At 65.0% G+C, this 15,697-nt stretch carries 13 protein-coding genes; 7 read left to right on the plus strand and 6 right to left on the minus strand.

The genetic code is table 11. From position 1 onward, the window contains the following. Window positions 1-2 precede the first annotated feature (2 nt). Window positions 3-344 carry an AMP-binding protein gene (locus AC0L23_RS15890; protein WP_473357106.1) on the plus strand — a complete coding sequence of 114 codons (342 nt, stop codon included), beginning with the start codon at window positions 3-5 and terminating at the stop codon, window positions 342-344. Further along, on the plus strand, window positions 326-1,696 hold the full coding sequence (locus AC0L23_RS15895) for a fatty acyl-AMP ligase (protein WP_473357107.1): 1,371 nt from the start codon (window positions 326-328) through the stop codon (window positions 1,694-1,696). The genes AC0L23_RS15890 and AC0L23_RS15895 overlap by 19 nt, the downstream gene beginning before the upstream one ends. A 6-nt stretch (window positions 1,697-1,702) precedes the next feature. On the opposite strand, the gene AC0L23_RS15900 is transcribed toward AC0L23_RS15895, so the two are convergent. From AC0L23_RS15900 to AC0L23_RS15910, 3 genes are read right to left on the minus strand one after another with little or no spacing between them, the layout of a single operon-like run. Next, entirely contained in the window at window positions 1,703-2,665 is a 963-nt protein-coding gene (locus AC0L23_RS15900) for a hypothetical protein (protein WP_244561298.1), read from the minus strand. Between the two features lie 25 nt (window positions 2,666-2,690). Beyond that, window positions 2,691-4,073 carry an MBOAT family O-acyltransferase gene (locus AC0L23_RS15905; RefSeq protein ID WP_085395657.1) on the minus strand — a complete coding sequence of 461 codons (1,383 nt, stop codon included), beginning with the start codon at window positions 4,071-4,073 and terminating at the stop codon, window positions 2,691-2,693. Between the two features lie 45 nt (window positions 4,074-4,118). Then, a complete protein-coding gene (locus AC0L23_RS15910; protein ID WP_244561297.1) occupies window positions 4,119-5,078 on the minus strand; it encodes an acyl-CoA desaturase in 960 nt (319 codons plus the stop codon). 220 nt (window positions 5,079-5,298) lie between these two features. Between AC0L23_RS15910 and AC0L23_RS15915 the strand changes: the two genes are divergently transcribed. Further along, a complete protein-coding gene (locus AC0L23_RS15915) occupies window positions 5,299-6,234 on the plus strand; it encodes a glycerophosphodiester phosphodiesterase (protein ID WP_244561296.1) in 936 nt (311 codons plus the stop codon). 9 nt (window positions 6,235-6,243) lie between these two features. Here the strand turns inward: AC0L23_RS15915 and AC0L23_RS15920 are convergent, their stop codons facing one another. Then, a complete protein-coding gene (locus AC0L23_RS15920) occupies window positions 6,244-8,523 on the minus strand; it encodes a spermidine synthase (RefSeq protein WP_473357108.1) in 2,280 nt (759 codons plus the stop codon). A 168-nt stretch (window positions 8,524-8,691) separates the two neighbouring features. Here AC0L23_RS15920 and AC0L23_RS15925 point away from each other — a divergent pair, with 168 nt between their 5' ends. Next, complete coding sequence (locus AC0L23_RS15925; protein ID WP_085385411.1) at window positions 8,692-10,302, plus strand: phytoene desaturase family protein; 1,611 nt, start codon at window positions 8,692-8,694, stop codon at window positions 10,300-10,302. A gap of 276 nt (window positions 10,303-10,578) precedes the next feature. On the opposite strand, the gene AC0L23_RS15930 is transcribed toward AC0L23_RS15925, so the two are convergent. Continuing rightward, window positions 10,579-10,734 carry a Flp family type IVb pilin gene (locus AC0L23_RS15930; RefSeq protein WP_085395715.1) on the minus strand — a complete coding sequence of 52 codons (156 nt, stop codon included), beginning with the start codon at window positions 10,732-10,734 and terminating at the stop codon, window positions 10,579-10,581. Between the two features lie 162 nt (window positions 10,735-10,896). Between AC0L23_RS15930 and AC0L23_RS15935 the strand changes: the two genes are divergently transcribed. Next, a complete protein-coding gene (locus tag AC0L23_RS15935) occupies window positions 10,897-11,784 on the plus strand; it encodes a 50S ribosomal protein L11 methyltransferase (RefSeq protein ID WP_085385410.1) in 888 nt (295 codons plus the stop codon). Window positions 11,785-11,808: 24 nt separating this feature from the next. Here the strand turns inward: AC0L23_RS15935 and AC0L23_RS15940 are convergent, their stop codons facing one another. Continuing rightward, a complete protein-coding gene (locus AC0L23_RS15940) occupies window positions 11,809-11,988 on the minus strand; it encodes a hypothetical protein (protein WP_085385409.1) in 180 nt (59 codons plus the stop codon). Between the two features lie 188 nt (window positions 11,989-12,176). Here AC0L23_RS15940 and AC0L23_RS15945 point away from each other — a divergent pair, with 188 nt between their 5' ends. Then, window positions 12,177-14,006, plus strand: a complete 1,830-nt coding sequence (locus AC0L23_RS15945) for an aminopeptidase P family protein (RefSeq protein WP_085361399.1) — start codon at window positions 12,177-12,179, stop codon at window positions 14,004-14,006. 381 nt (window positions 14,007-14,387) lie between these two features. Then, window positions 14,388-15,662, plus strand: coding sequence for a multidrug effflux MFS transporter (locus AC0L23_RS15950; RefSeq protein ID WP_085361400.1), 1,275 nt, complete (start codon window positions 14,388-14,390; stop codon window positions 15,660-15,662). Window positions 15,663-15,697 lie beyond the last annotated feature (35 nt).

Here is a 15,697-nt window from a genome sequence, read left to right on the forward strand (position 1 = left end):
CCATGGAAACCTTCCGCTCGCTCGTGGCATTGCTGGCCTGGCGTGCGGCGGAGCAGGCCGACGACCGCGCCTATGTCTTCGTCTCCGATCGCGGGACGGAGGACGCTGTCCTCAGCTTTCGACAGCTGCACGATGCCGCGGGCGCGCTCGCGTCGCGACTGACCGTGGCCGCGCGTCCCGGCGATCGCGCCATCCTGGTGTTTCCGCCCGGCATCGAATTCATAGTGGCGTTCTTCGGCTGTCTGATGGCCGGCATCATCGCCGTGCCGATGATGATGCCGCGGCGAAACGGCGCGCGCGATGCCAGCGCCGCGATCCTCGCCAATTGCACGCCGGTGCGCTGACCAATTCGGCCGTCGCGCTCCGCGGTGATTTGCGGGCACGCTTCGCGCATGAGCACATCCGCTGGATCGAGGTCGATCTCGCCGCGGCCGTAGGTGAGACAATCGAACTACCCGAGCCGGCGCCGGACGACATCGCCTTCCTGCAATACACCTCCGGCTCGACGTCCGCGCCCAAAGGCGTGATGGTGAGCCACGCCAATCTGCTCGCTAATCTCGAGATGATCCGGCTCGCGCTCGGCAACACCCGGCAATCGACTTACGTCAATTGGGTGCCGCTCTATCACGACATGGGGCTGATCCTGAACGCGCTGCAAGCGCTCTATGTCGGCGCGACCTGCGCGCTGATGGCGCCGAATGCGTTCATGCAGCGGCCGCTCGGCTGGCTGCGCGCGATCGCGCATTATCGCGCGGAAGTGGCGTGCAGCCCGAATTTCGGCTTCGACCTCTGCGTCAGCCGCTATCGCGCCGACCCGATGGAGGGCATCGATCTGTCCTCGCTCAGGATCGCGCTGAACGGCGCAGAACCGGTGCATGCGGAAACCATCGAGCGGTTCACCCAGACATTCGCGCCGCACGGCTTCGATCCGCGCGCAATGTATCCCGCCTACGGAATGGCGGAAGCGACGCTCCTGATTTCCGGCGGACGCCGTGGCGGCGGTCATGTCACACGCAGCGTGAGCCGCACGGCGCTGCAGGCGCATGCGGCGCAGGCGCCTTCCGACGCCGAAGATACACAGGTCGCCGTCGGCTGCGGGCGCCCGCTCACCGGCGAACGGATCGCCATCGTGGACGCGGACAACCGCACGCGGCCCCCGGATCGCGTCGGTGAGATATGGGTGAGTGGGGCCAATATTGCCCGCGCCTATTGGCGCAACGACGAGGCGACGCGCGAGGGGCTCAATGCGCAGATTGCCGGCGAAGACGGAGCGTGGCTGCGCACCGGCGACCTCGGCTTCATCGACGTCACAGGCGAATTGTTCGTCACGGGACGAATCAAGGACCTCATCATCATCCGTGGCATCAACCATTATCCGCAGGACCTGGAGCGCACGGTGCAATCGCTCGATGGAGCTTTGCGCGAAAACTGCGGCGCGGCGTTCTCGGTGCCGGACGAGACCGGCGAAGAAATGCTCGTCATCGTCCAGGAAATCGAGCGCACCGCGCGCCACTCGATCGACACCGAAGCGATCAAGGGCCGAATTCGCGAGGCCGTCGCCGACAACCACGAACTCTTCGCGCGCCACATCGCGCTGATCAGGCCCGGCACGCTGCCGAAGACCACCAGCGGCAAGATCCAGCGCAAGCTGGCGCGCAAGCTCTGGCTCGATGGCGATTTCGAGCAGCTCGGCTGAGACCACTCAGAAATCGATCTTCGCGCGCTCCCCATCGCGCAGGCTCACGGCGATCCCCTGCTCGATCTTGCGCGCGAGGATTGGGCGATAGTGGATGAAGTCGGCAAAATTGGCGCGGTCGCGCGTGAGATCGTTGTCGACGCGATGGCTGATGAAATTGCTGCGCGGTCGGCCCGCGACCACTTTCTTCAGCGCGGCATCGCAGGCGCTGCGCTCCAGGGCGGCTTCCGTACCGGGCTTCGGCACGGTGGTCGCCAAGGTCGGCGGCACGATGATGACGACGGGCACATCGGCCGGCAATGCCCTGACGATATCTGCCAGCGCAGCGATCTCGGGAAATGTCGCCCGCATCTCGGCAGACGAGGCCGGCGCCGGATCCCTGGGCCAGCCGACTTCTTTGAATTGGCCCGGCGGCCAGATGTCCTCGTAGCTGACAAAGCCGTCAGGGTTCATCCGTGGTCGCCGGCCAAGGCCGATACTGATGCGTTGAAAGGCGTGCTCGATTGCCTGCCAGGAGATCAGCCGTGCGGCGTAGGTGACGACGCTTCTGTCATAGAGCCAGTCGGGAAACGGGACGCCGCCCTCCTCCTTCGCCCGTGCATGCGTGCACCAGCCAGGGTCGGTCACGATCACCAGTGCGCCGACCTCCCGGTGATTCCGCAGGAAGAAGTCCAGCACTGCGAGCTCCTGGCGGGGAAATGCACCGGTCATGTAGAGCTGCACGAACCGCAGGCCGGTTGCGCGCGACAATTCCGCCGGCTCGACCATCTGCGCCGTCGAATTGCCCAGGATCGCGGCATTGAAATCCGGATTCCGCGCGCGGCTCGCGGCCGTGATCTGGGTCAGACGATTATCGACGCCGTCGATACCGAGCAGGCCGAGCTTGCCGCTGTCATAGGGATCGACCGCCACCATCAGTGCGAGCACCAGCAGCGCAGCCCCGATCAGCGTGCCCAGACACGCAAGCAAGCTCCGGCCCCAGCCGGAGTCGGTCTCAGAACTTGAAGTAGACGAACTCATGGAGATCCCGACCACCCATGTGAAGCAGCAATGCGAATAGCCCAAGACCGAGCAGACCCGCGAGCCACGGATTGGGACGGCGCGTGAGCACCGCCACGATGTCCTGGCTCGCCGGCAGCAGGAAGGCGAACAGGGGCGCTGCGATTAGCGGCCACAAATGCTTTCCGCGCTCGAGCGGGAGCGGCGAAGCCAGTCCGGCGAAGACATGCCAGGCCGCCTCCACCGATCCCGCACGAAAGATCACGCCGGTCGCGAGCACGAACAGCACGGTAAGCGCCCAGCCGAGCCATGACGGGAACTCCGGGCCATAGCGACGCCACAGCGTGCAGGCGACCAGCGCAAGCCCGTGCAGCACGCCCCACAGCACGAAGGTCCAGCTCGCGCCGTGCCAGAGGCCACACAGCGCCATCGTGATCATCATCGCGCCGAAAAACTGCACCGGCAGCCAGCGCCGCGGCAGCAGGCGCAGATTGACCAGCGGATAAAACACGTAATCGCGCAGGAACAGCATCAGGGTGATGTGCCAGCGCTGCCAGAAATCCTGGATATTGGTCGAGCGCAGCGGCGCATCGAAATTGTACGGCAGCTGCACGCCGAACAGCAGGCCGAGGCCGATCGCGATGTCGGAATAGCCGGAGAAATCGAACAGGATCTGGAAGGAGAAGCAGAAGGCGAGCCAGGCGTCACCGCCCGCGAGCGGCCCGTTCGCGGCCTGCGCGTAGATGGGATCGAGCAGATGCGCGAGGCCGTCGGCGATCACGATTTTCTCGAACAGGCCGATCGCGATGAAGCAGGTGGCGATGCAGAACTGACGCTGCCAGCCCGGAACGTAGACCTGCCTGCCGAACTGATGCATCACCTCCGACCAGCGCGCCAGGGGGCCGGCGATCGCCTGCGGGAAGAAGGCGATGTAGAGCGCATAGCGGTCGAACGCATAGAGCGGCGCCCTGCCGCGCTTCAGGTCGACCAGATACATGATGTGATGGAAGGTGAAGAAGGAGATGCCGAGCGGCAGCCCGACGTCGAGCACCGGCAGCGTCGCACCGAGCACGAGACCCAGATTAGCGAGAACGAAGTTGGCGTATTTGAACAGCGCCAGCACCGCGAGATCGAGCCCGATCACCAGCGTCAGCAGCGCCGGCCATTTCACGCGCCCATAGGCAACCGAGGCGAGCCAGTTGATCGCGATCGAGCCGATCAGGAGCAGGATGAAGGACGGGCTGCCCCAGGCATAGAAGGCGAGCGACAGCGCGACCTGCACGCCGATACGCAAGCCCGGATAGGGATCGGCCAAGCGATAGATCAGCAGCGCCGCGGGCAGGAAGACCAGGAGAAAGGGATAGTCGTTGAACAGCATCGGTTCACAGCCGCGCCATCGCCGGCGTGAGCCGGCGGATGATGCTCAGCCCGTTTCGAGGTCGGGCGCAGCGTCACCCGGCTGCCGCAGCATGCGTCGCGCAATCTTCTCCTCGCTCGGCACCTTGACGTCCCAGGCCAGTCCCAGCGCTTCCAGCGCCCGGATGAAGACAAAGCCCGGATCGAACTCGAACCAGCGCAAGCCGAAGGCCGCGGAATAGGGAAAGGCGTGGTGGTTGTTGTGCCAGCCCTCGCCCCAGGCAAGCCAGGCCACCACGCCGAGATTGCGGCTGTTGTCGTCGCGGGTGACGAACGGCTGCGCGCCAAAGCTGTGCATGACGGAGTTGATGGCCGACATGGTCTGCTCGACCACGAACATGCGCACCACGCCGCCCCAGAGCAAGCCGGTCAGTGCGCCCCACGGGCTCATGGTGGCGAGGCCGCCGATCGCGGCCGGCAGCACCAGGCCGAGACCGACCCAACTGTAATAGTAGCTGTTGACGGCAACCAGCCTGCGATCCGCCATCAGGTCCGGGACATAGTGCGCAACATTGGGATAATCGTGCGCGATCATCCAGGTCAAATGCGCGTGCAGGAAGCCGCGCAGGCGGCCGAATGCGCCCTCGCCGTGCAGCCGCGGCGAATGCAGATCGCCGTCGTGATCGGACAATTCGTGGTGCCGGCGGTGCATTGCCGCCCAGGACAGCATGGGGCCGCGGCCGGCCATCGATCCCATCACGACCAGGATCGCACTCATCGCCGTGGAGGTCGCGAAGGCGCGGTGGGTGAAGAGCCGGTGATAGCCGACGGTAAGGCCGAGGCCGGTGACCAGCCAGAAGCCGACGAACAGGCCAAGCTCCATCGCGCCGATCGGGCGGTAGAACAGAAGGACCAGCGCCAGCAGCGTGCCGACGAAGGGCAAAACGTCGAAGATCATGAAATGCCGGCGCTGCATCCGGCGAAAATGCCGGCTGCGGATAATTCGATGATCGCGTTGCTGCTGCACGGGCGGGATTCCAGGGCACCGACTATGAGTACATACCCCCGCGGCGGCCGCAACCCAAGCCGCCGCCCAAGGTTTCAACAGCCAGGAAAGCCTATACAATAGGACGGACGCGCCAAACGCGTTGAAATATCGCCCCTTTCCCCTTGCCCCATGAGCCACCATGCCGTCACGTGCTGCGACGATCTTGACCGTACTGTCACTTCTCATTGCGGGACCGGCCATGGCATTTGATTCGGCTTTCGACCTCGAGGCCCATCGCGGCGGGCGGGCACTGCTGCCGGAAAACACGCTTCCGGCCTTCGCCAACGCGCTGTCGATCGGCGTGGACACGCTGGAGCTCGATGTCGGCATCACCGCCGACGGCGAAGTCGTCGTCTCGCATGAGCGCGGGCTCAATCCTGATATCACGCGGGATGCGAACGGCGCCTACGTCACGCCTCCCGGCACGCCCTTCGTGAAACTGCGGCTCGCCGACGTCAGGACCTATGACGTCGGCCAGATCCGGTCAGACAGCCCTTACGAAAAGCAATTCCCCGACCAGCGCGCCATGCCCGGGACCCGTATTCCGACCTTGAGCGAGCTGTTCGCGCTGGTGCGCAAATCCGGCAATACGCGCGTGCGCTTCAACGTCGAGACCAAGATCGATCCGAACCATCCGGACGAGACGCTCGATCCGCAATCTTTCGTCACCAAACTGCTCGGCGTGATCGAAGCCGAGAAATTCTCCGACCGCGTCATGATCCAGTCGTTCGACTGGCGGACCCTGCTGCTCGTCCAGCAGCGGGCACCAAAGATGCCGACGGTGTACCTGACGCTCCAGCGCGGCTCGGGCCAGACGGTGGCGCTGGACAAGGCGACCAATTGGACGGCGGGCTTCAGCCCGGCCGATCACGGCGGGTCGCTGCCGCGGACCATCAAGGCTGCGGGCGGCGCGGTCTGGTCACCCTATTTCGGCGATGTGACCGCGGCACTGATCGCCGAGGCCCATGCGCTCGGGCTGCGTGTCGTGGTCTGGACGGTCAACAAACCCGAAGACATGGCGCGCATGATCGAGATCGGCGTCGACGGGATCATCTCCGACAGGCCCGATTTGTTGCGGCAGGTCGCGGGCGAGAAGGCAATCGCGTTGCCCGCGGGGACGCCGGTGGAGCCGTAGAAGCGGGCCCTACTCCCCGTCCCGCAAGCGCCGGTACAGCGCGCCCAAAATGTTGGAGTAATCGTCGGTCCAGACCCGCACCCGGTCGTCGGCTTCGGTCTGCTCCCATGTTTTCGACGATGCGAGCCTGCCGACGTCGGCATCCTCGCGGGCGGAGATGACGACGTCGGTCGAGAAGATGTAGTCACCATCGCGCCCGGAATCCTCGTTGTAGACCCAGCTCTTGAGATCGTTGGCATCGGCGATACCGACCACGACCGTCTCGAGATCGAGGTGGCGGTTGGAGACGTGCATCACCACGGCGCCGTGCGGAGCGAGCTTGTCCTTGTAGATCTTCATCGCCTCTTCGGTCGCAAGATGGATCGGGATCGCATCCGACGAATAGGCATCGACGATGATGAGATCATAGGCACCGTCCGGCTCCTTCGCGAAGGTGAGGCGGGCATCGCCGATCACCGGCTTCAGGCCCGGCATGCAGCTCGAGATGTAGCGGAAATTCTTCGGATCGCTTGCCGCGTCGACCATGGACTGATCGATCTCGAAGAATGTCCAGCTCTCGCCGGGCTCGGCGGCGCAGGCGAGCGTGCCCGATCCGACGCCGATCGCCGCGACCTTCAGCGGCGCGCCCTTGCGCTCGCGCATCGCGGTCACGGCCTGACCGATGCCGCCGTCCTTGTGATAGTAGGTGATCGGCTCCGGCCGGCCGGTGACCGGCGTGCCGTCATTGTTGAGGAAGCGCTCGGCGCCGTGAATCGTGGTGCCGTGCATCAGCACGTGGAAATAGCCGCCGGGCGTCACCACGATCTTGTGCACGCCGAAGAAGCTGCGCACCGTGGTGACGCGGCCTTCGTCCGCCGGATAAACCCGGATCAACGCCAGCGCGAGCGCGACGGTGGCGAATATCTTCCAGCGGCCGGCGTTGACCGCCAGCGCCAGCAGCGCGGCGAGCACGCCGACGCCGCCGGCCATCCAGACCCGGTGATCCTCGAACCAGGTCGATAGCCCGCCCGTCGTGGTGGACGGCACAACGAGCACGACGGCGAGCGCGGCAAGCGCCAGCCAGTACCATTTGACGATGCCCGCCAGCCGCTCGTTCGCGGGCGGCCGGCACAGCGCGGCAAGCGCAACCAGGATCGGATATTCGGCGATCCAGGAGAATGTGAACGGCGCAAGGAGCCCTGCGAACAGGCCGCCGACCATGCCGCCGAACGATAGCGCGACATAGAATCCGGTGAGATATTTGGCGGCCGGCCGGGTTTGCGCCAATTCGCCGTGGCAGGCCATCGCGATGACGAAGAAGCACAATTGATGACCGCCGAGCGTCAGCAGCAGGTTCTGTTCGCCGCCGAACGCCAGCAGGAAGACGACGCCCGCGATCGCGACCGGCTGGAGCATCAGCATCCATTTGTGCGGCAGTAACGGCCGCGACTGGAACACCACCACCCAGGTCAGGAGATACAGCGACAGCGGCAGCACCCACAGCAGCGGCGCTGCCGCAACATCGGTCGAGATGTGCGCGGTGACGGCGATGAGCAGGCCGGACGGCACTCCGGCGAGGAATATCCAGCGCAGCCGCGTCATGAGACCGGGCGCCGGCGCATTCAAATCCTCGGTTCGCGCATCGACCATGGCCAGTTTCGGCGAGCGCAACAGCAGCACGCCGCAGGCGGCGATCAGGACGATCAGAATGCCGTAACCGCCGGTCCAGAGCCGGTTCTGCGTGTGCAGCGTGAACATCGGCTCCAGCAGGAACGGATAGGACAGCAGGGCGAGGAAGCTGCCGATGTTGGAGGACGCATAGAGGAAATAGGGATCGTGTCCGGCAGGATGCCCGGTGCGGACGAACCAGGCCTGCAGCAACGGATTGTTGGCGGCAAGCGCGAAGAACGGCAGCCCGATCGAGATCACGAACAGACCGAGCAGCCAGATCGCGTAGCCCGAAGCGGGCGGATCGCCATAGGCCGAGGCGATGCCGAGCGGCAACGTGACGAACGCCGTGATCAGCAGCAGGAGATGCACCACCACCGGAACGATGCGGTTCCTCACCTGCATCAACAAATGCGCATAGGCGTAGCCCGCCAGCAGCAGCGACTGGAAGAACACCATCGCCACCGACCACACCGCCGGCGAGCCGCCGAGCCGCGGCAGGACCATTTTCGTGAACAGCGGCTGCACCGAGAACAGCAACAGCGCGCTGACGAAGATCGCGGCGGTGTAGACCGTCAGCAGCAGCCGGTTGCGTGACGAGGACGGCTGCTCCGTGGCGGCGGGTTGCACGATCGAATCCATGGAAGCTCCAGCCCCGGCGGGCGCCGGGCGCGCGCAATGGAGCACAAGGCGCCTGAACGGGCAATAAAGGGTCTCGTGATGTTGCAGCGGGGAATGCTTGATATACAGATGTCCCGAGCCCGGTCGTTCAGACCATCCCGGAATGGGCGTGGAACAGCTGACCCCTTCATGATCGAAACCGACGTCATCATCATCGGCGCTGGCCATAACGGCCTCACCTGCGCGGCCTATCTCGCGATGGCCGGCTTGCGCGTGCGCGTGGTCGAGCGCCGCAAGGTGGTCGGCGGGGCCGCGGTCACGGAGGAATTTCATCCCGGCTTCCGCAATTCGGTCGCGGCCTACACCGTGAGCCTGCTCAATCCGCTGGTGATCCGTGACTTGAAGCTGGCCGAACAGGGCCTGCGCATCGTCGAACGGCGCGCGCAGAATTTTCTGCCCGCCCCCGACGGCAGCTATCTTCTCACCGGCGAGGGGCGGACGCAGGCGTCCGTCGCCCGGCTGAGCCCGCATGACGCAAATGCACTCGACGGGTTTTCGCGCGAACTGGAAGATATCGCCGACGTGCTTCGGCAATTCGTGCTGCGCGCGCCGCCAAACCTGCTCGATGGTTTCGGCACGGCCTCGATCCGCGAAGCCGTGAACGCATTCCAGAGCGCCAACATCCTGCGCGGGCTGTCGCTGGAGCAGAGCCGCAGCCTGCTCGATCTCTTCACCCGCTCGGCCGGCGAGATGCTGGACGAACGTTTCGAGCATGATCTGGTCAAGGCGCTGTTCGGCTTCGATGCCATCGTCGGCAATTATGCCAGCCCCTACGCCGCGGGCTCGGCCTATGTGATGCTGCATCACGCCTTCGGCGAGGTGAACGGCAAGAAGGGCGTCTGGGGTCACGCCATCGGCGGCATGGGTGCGATCACGCAGGCCATGGCGCGCGCCGCACGCGACCGCGGCGTTGTGATCGACACCGATGCAGGCGTGCGCGAGGTCATCGTCGAGCGCGATCGCGCGGTCGGCGTGGCGCTGGAGAACGGTACGACCATCCGCGCGAAATATGTCGCAGCCAACGTCAATCCGAAACTGCTCTACACGCGGCTGGTCGCCGCCGATGCGCTTCCCCAAGACTTCCTCGCCCGCATCCGGCACTGGAAGAACGGCTCCGGCACCTTCCGCATGAACGTGGCGCTGGACCGCCTGCCCTCCTTCACGGCGCTGCCGGGCGACGGCGATCATCTCACCTCCGGCATTATCCTGGCCCCTGATCTCGGCTACATGGACCGCGCCTTTTTCGATGCCCGCGCGCACGGCTGGAGCCGGGAGCCGGTCGTGGAAATGCTGATCCCCTCGACGCTCGACGACACGCTCGCGCCCGCAGGACACCACGTCGCAAGCCTGTTCTGCCAGCACGTCGCGCCGGAGCTTCCCGATGGGAAGTCGTGGGACGACCATCGCGACGAGGTTGCCGACCTCATGATCGCGACGGTGGACAAATACGCGCCGGGTTTTGCGACAAGCGTGCTCGGCCGCCAGATCCTGTCACCGCTCGACCTCGAACGGCAGTTCGGCCTTCTCGGCGGCGACATCTTCCACGGCGCGCTGACGCTGAACCAGCTGTTTTCGGCGCGGCCGATGCTGGGCCACGCCGATTATCGCGGGCCCGTGAAGGGCCTCTATCATTGCGGCTCCGGCGCCCACCCCGGCGGCGGCGTCACCGGCGCGCCTGGCCACAACGCCGCCCAGGCAATCCTGAGGGATCACCGGTCGTTGTTCGGAAGCCGTGGATAAGCCTGTGGATGGGCTGTGGACAGACTGTTGGCAAAGCTGTGAAAGGGCGGTGGGTTATGCCCCTTCAAAGCCTGCTACAAATCGGTGGAAAATCCGGGAATGAGCGGCGGGATAATCCGTGGACAAAGTCCGGACAAACCAGCGGGTAGCCTGTGGGCATTCTGTGAAAACCTCTCCCCAAAACGACTTCGCCCGCCAGGGGGCAATTCCCCCGGCGGGCGCGGCTCGAAAGCAGTGCTATGGAGAATTGCCCCGCCGGGAAATGGGAGGCGGAAATTACTTTAAGGAGCTGCTAATCGAAGTGAACTTGTCGTTCATGGTGGTGCCCAGTCCGTTCACGACGGTGATGATCGCCAGCGCGATGCCGGCTGCGATCAGGCCGTACTCGATTGCGGTTGCACCTGAATCGTCGGTCCAGAATTTCAAAATCATGCGCTTCAAGTCTCGCCTCCTTTTCCATTTCAAGCTGTGTGGGTTGCCCAACACCCGCAATTCTACGTGGCACAACCTGCGGTCGGGTTAACCTCATAAATGCAAGTTATTAGAAAAATCGGGAACAAAAGTTCCAAAAATTGAACCGGACGGAACCCTGAGATGCAGCCTGCCCCCACCCATCGCGCCAGTTTTTCGATCGGCAGCGAGATCGCTGCCAAGCGCATCGTCGACGTCCTCACCGAGGTTTTCTTCGAAGACGATGCGGCGGTCGCCGCCTTCGAGCAGCCGAACGGACAGTGGGACGTCGCGCTGCATTTCGCGCACGCACCGGACCGGGCGTGGCTGCGCGAACTCGTTGCAACATCAGCAGGAAATGAGATCGCGGACACGCTGGCCTTCGACACCGTCGAAGCCAGGGACTGGGTCAAGTCGAGCCTGGAAGATCTCGTCCCGGTGCCGGCCGGGCGCTTCGTCGTCCACGGCAACCATGACCGCGACCGCGTGGCGCCAAACAAGCTCGCCATCGAGATCGAGGCGGCTCTCGCCTTCGGCACTGGCCATCACGGCACCACACGCGGCTGTTTACTCCTGCTTGACCATGTCCTGAAACGCACCCGGCCCGGCCGCGTGCTCGACCTCGGCACCGGAACCGGCGTACTGGGAATTGCGGCGGCAAAGGCGCTGCATCGCGCGGTGCTAGCCTCCGACATCGACCCGGCCTCGGTCAAGGTGGCAGCCGAGAACGCCTTGTTGAACGAGGTGGGTCACCATGTGCGCGTGATCCGCGCCACCGGCTTCGCTGCAGCTGATTTCGGCAGATGCGGCCCGTTCGACCTGGTGCTGGCCAACATCCTTGCCAATCCGTTACGGCAATTGGCGGGCCCGATGACGCGACACCTCGCCCCTGGCGGGCGCGTCATCCTCTCCGGCCTGTTGACGCCCCAGGTCCCCGCCGTGATCGCCGCCTACCGCGCGCGCGGCCTCGTGCCTCTGAAGCACTTGCGGATCGAAGGATGGAGCAGCGTGTTGCTGCGGAAGATGGGGTGAGTACGGGTGTTGCCGTAGATGCCGCTACTTTGCCGCCTTGTCGTCCCGGCGCATCGCGCGCTCGGCCTGCGAGGCACGCCTCGCGCGGCGTTCGGCGAAACGCTCGATCATCTGGCTGATCAGGCCGCGCGGTTTCTTCGGTGTCGCCGCAGCCGGAGCGCGGCGCACCGGCGGCGTAATCTTCTCAAACGTGAACGCTGGCATCGAGTGTCCCCTCGTCGTTGAGATGAACAACTTGCTCGAATTTCCCTGTTATCCGGACGAAGCGCAACTGCCGCATCCTGTACTCCACTCAATTCGAATGGAACTTGTTCAAGCACAGTCCATGCCAGATGCGACCTCAAATGCGTCTACATTGCGGACTGATCCGCATGATCCTAAAGTGATCCACCATGTTCGAAGCGCATTTCCAGACATTCGAGGAGCCCGAGGCCGGCGTCGCATTGACAGCCCGGCTGGCCGCGCTCCGTGAAGAACTCGCCCGCCGCAAGCTGACCGGTTTCGTGATTCCACGCGCCGATCAGCAGCAGAATGAGTACGTGCCGCCGTCCGAAGAACGTCTCGCCTGGCTGACCGGTTTTACGGGCTCGGCGGGACTGGCGGTGGTGCTGACGCACGAGGCCGCGGTCTTCGTCGACGGCCGCTACACGATCCAAGCGGCCAAGCAGGTCGATTCAAGGGCCTGGGCCGTGGAATCTCTGATCGATCCCCCGCCGGAAAGCTGGATGTCGGCACACCTGAAGGCCGGCGACCGCCTAGGATTTGATCCGTGGCTGCACACTTTTGCAGCAGCCGAGCGTTTGGCCGCCGCCTGCACCAAGGCCGGTGCCGAACTGGTCGCCGTCGACAGCAATCCGGTCGATGCGATCTGGCAAGACCGGCCACAGCCGCCGATTGCGCCGGTCACGGTGCACGGAATGCAACATGCCGGCGTGACTGAAGCCGAGAAGCTGACGCAGATCAGGAGCGAGATCGGCAAGCTCGGCGTCGATGCGTTGGTGCTGTCCGACAGCCATGCCGTGGCCTGGACCTTCAACATCCGCGGCGCCGACGTCGCGCATACGCCGCTGCCGCTGTCCTATGCGCTGGTGCCGAAGGACAGCCGTCCCACCATCTTCATCGATCACCGCAAGCTCTCAAATCTGACCCGCGACCATCTCGAGCAGTCCGCCGACGTGCGCGAGCCCGATGCGATGGCGCCGACGCTGATGGCGCTCGCCAAGAGCGGTGGATCGATCGCGCTCGACAATGCGACCGCGGCCGACGCCCTCAGCCGGCTGATCACGGGCGCCGGCGGCAAGCCGGTCCGCGGCAGCGATCCGATCGCCCTGCTCAAGGCGGTCAAGAACACGACCGAGATCAAGGGCACGCAATCGGCGCACCGGCGCGACGCCGTGGCGCTGGCACGCTTCCTCGCCTTCATCGACCGCGAGGCGGCAAGCGGCAAGCTCACCGAGATCGACGCGGTCGAGGCGCTGGAGACATTCCGCCGCGACACCGGCGCGCTCAAAGATGTGTCGTTCCCGACCATATCGGGCACCGGCCCGAATGGCGCGATCGTGCACTACCGCGTCACCCGCAAGAGCAACCGGCGGATCGTCCCCGGCGATCTGCTGCTGATCGATTCAGGTGCACAATACGAAGACGGCACCACCGACGTCACCCGCACCATGGCCGTGGGCGAGCCGACCGACGAGATGCGCGACCGCTTCACGCGTGTGCTGCGCGGCCACATCGCGATTGCGCGGGCGATCTTTCCCGACGGCGCCACCGGCGCGCAGCTCGACACACTCGCACGGCAATATCTCTGGGCCGCCGGCGTCGATTTCGAGCATGGCACCGGCCACGGCGTCGGCAGCTATCTGAGCGTGCATGAGGGGCCGGCGCGAATCTCGAAGCTCGGCACTACGCCGCTGAAGCGCGGCATGATCCTGTCCAACGAGCCCGGCTACTACAAGACAGACGGTTTCGGCATCCGCATCGAGAACCTCGAACTGGTGGTCGAAGCCGATATCAAGGGCGCGGAAAAATCGATGAACGCTTTCGAGACGCTGACCCTGGCGCCGATCGACCGCCGGCTGATCGATGTCGGCATGCTCAGCAAGGACGAGCTCGACTGGCTCAACGCCTACCACGCGCGCGTCAGGGCCGAGGTGCGGCCGGCGCTGGACGAGACGACCAAGGCCTGGCTGGACCAGGCCACGGCGGAGTTGAAGGCGTAAGCGCGTCGTCGCAAAGCCGCATGGCTCCACGCGCTTTGCGCAAGGCTGCTTCTCCACCACAGCTGTCATGCCCCGCGACCCGGCTACGCCAAGGCTTCGCCGGGGTGAGGTCTAGGGGCGCCGAAGCTTTAGCGAAGGCGGCAGGCGGGGAATCCAGTATTCCAGAGACAGGAAACGCATGCGAAGAAGCGCGGCGTACTGGATCGCCCGGTCAAGCCGGCGATGACACCGACTTTTTGACGCGAGCAACGCGCCCAATCGGCGCTATGGCGCCCTCATCATAACCGTCCCGGAATCCGTATAGCCGCATTCCGAAACGCCGATATGCGTCTTGCGCGAGCGCGCTACAGTCCGATTCGAATTTCTACGAGACGGACACGCATGCACGGCATGATCAGCCAGCCGCCGGACACGGCGAAGAACCTCGCGACCTCGCGCGTGGTGTTGCTGCTGCTCGTCGTCATGACCGGCATCGCGCCGATCTCGCTTTACATGCTGGTTCCGGCGCTGCCGGTGCTGGCGACGACCTTTGGCAGCGACATCTCGGTCGCGCAGATGACGGTGTCGCTGTACATGGTCGGCATCGCGCTGTCGCAACTCATCATGGGCCCGCTGTCGGACCGTTTCAGGCGGCGACCGGTGCTGCTCGGAGGACTGGCGCTGATGGTGGTCGCCAGCGCCGCCTGCATCTTCGCGGAAACCCTGCCGCAGCTGATCGCCGCGCGCTTTTTCCAGGCGTTGGGCGGCGCCGCGGGCATGGTGGTGAGCCGCGCCATCATCCGCGACATCTACGAGCGCGACCGCGTCGCCTCGATGATCAGCCTCGTGGTCGCGGCGCTGATGATCGGGCAGATGGTCTCTCCGCTCAGCGGCGGCCTGATCGAGACAGCGTTCGGCTGGCGCGCGATCTTCTACGCCATCACCGTCGCCGCGATCATTGTCGCCGTCGGCATCGCATTCGCGCTGCCCGAGACGCGCCGAGATCGCGCCGCCGGCAGCGGCTTTCGCGGCGATGTCGGCATCCTGATCCGCAACCGCGCCTTCGTCGGCTACGTGATGTGCCAGGTGCTGGCCTCGCAGATCATCTTCACCTTCGCCGGCGGCGGCCCCTATATCGTGGTGACGCAGATGGGCAGGACCAGCGCCGAATACGGCGCGTGGTTCGCGACGACGGGTTTTGCCTATCTCGTCGGCAATCTGCTCTGCGTGCGCTTCGCGCCCAGGCACTCGCTGGAGAAGTTGATCTGGTTCGGCCTCGCGCTTCAGCTTTGCGGCAGCCTGTTGAACCTGCTCTGGAGCTTCACCGGCTGGAACGAGGCGCCCGCCTGGCTGTTCGGCACGCAGATGATCGTGATGGTCGGCAATGCCTTCGTGATGGCGAACTCGGCCGCCGGCGCGATCAGCATCCGTCCCGAGGCCGCCGGCACCGCATCAGGTGCGATGGGCTTTCTCCAGCAAGGCATCGGCGCGCTGATGTCGCAATTCGGCGCCTATCTCGGCGGCCATTCCGCGACCACGCTGCCGCTCACCGCCGCGGTACTGGCGATCTCCCTGCTCTGCGCCTGCACGATGATCTTCGTCGTCCCCCGCCGCGAGGTCATGATGAGCGAGACGCTGATCGAGCAGGCGGAAGAGGAAGAGAGCGGGATGATGTGATCGGGCGCGGTGAGGCCTTCTTCCTTCTCCCCTTG

It is taken from the genome of Bradyrhizobium sp. MI1.4 (assembly GCF_055811315.1).

Bases quoted from the DNA above. Each gene is read 5' to 3' on its own strand.
- AC0L23_RS15890 (WP_473357106.1), top strand. From the start codon at position 3: ATGGAAACCTTCCGCTCGCTCGTGGCATTGCTGGCCTGGCGTGCGGCG.
- AC0L23_RS15905 (WP_085395657.1), bottom strand. From the start codon at position 4,073: ATGCTGTTCAACGACTATCCCTTTCTCCTGGTCTTCCTGCCCGCGGCG.
- AC0L23_RS15915 (WP_244561296.1), top strand. From the start codon at position 5,299: ATGGCATTTGATTCGGCTTTCGACCTCGAGGCCCATCGCGGCGGGCGG.
- AC0L23_RS15920 (WP_473357108.1), bottom strand. From the start codon at position 8,523: ATGGATTCGATCGTGCAACCCGCCGCCACGGAGCAGCCGTCCTCGTCA.
- AC0L23_RS15925 (WP_085385411.1), top strand. From the start codon at position 8,692: ATGATCGAAACCGACGTCATCATCATCGGCGCTGGCCATAACGGCCTC.
- AC0L23_RS15930 (WP_085395715.1), bottom strand. From the start codon at position 10,734: ATGATTTTGAAATTCTGGACCGACGATTCAGGTGCAACCGCAATCGAG.
- AC0L23_RS15935 (WP_085385410.1), top strand. From the start codon at position 10,897: ATGCAGCCTGCCCCCACCCATCGCGCCAGTTTTTCGATCGGCAGCGAG.
- AC0L23_RS15940 (WP_085385409.1), bottom strand. From the start codon at position 11,988: ATGCCAGCGTTCACGTTTGAGAAGATTACGCCGCCGGTGCGCCGCGCT.
- AC0L23_RS15945 (WP_085361399.1), top strand. From the start codon at position 12,177: ATGTTCGAAGCGCATTTCCAGACATTCGAGGAGCCCGAGGCCGGCGTC.
- AC0L23_RS15950 (WP_085361400.1), top strand. From the start codon at position 14,388: ATGCACGGCATGATCAGCCAGCCGCCGGACACGGCGAAGAACCTCGCG.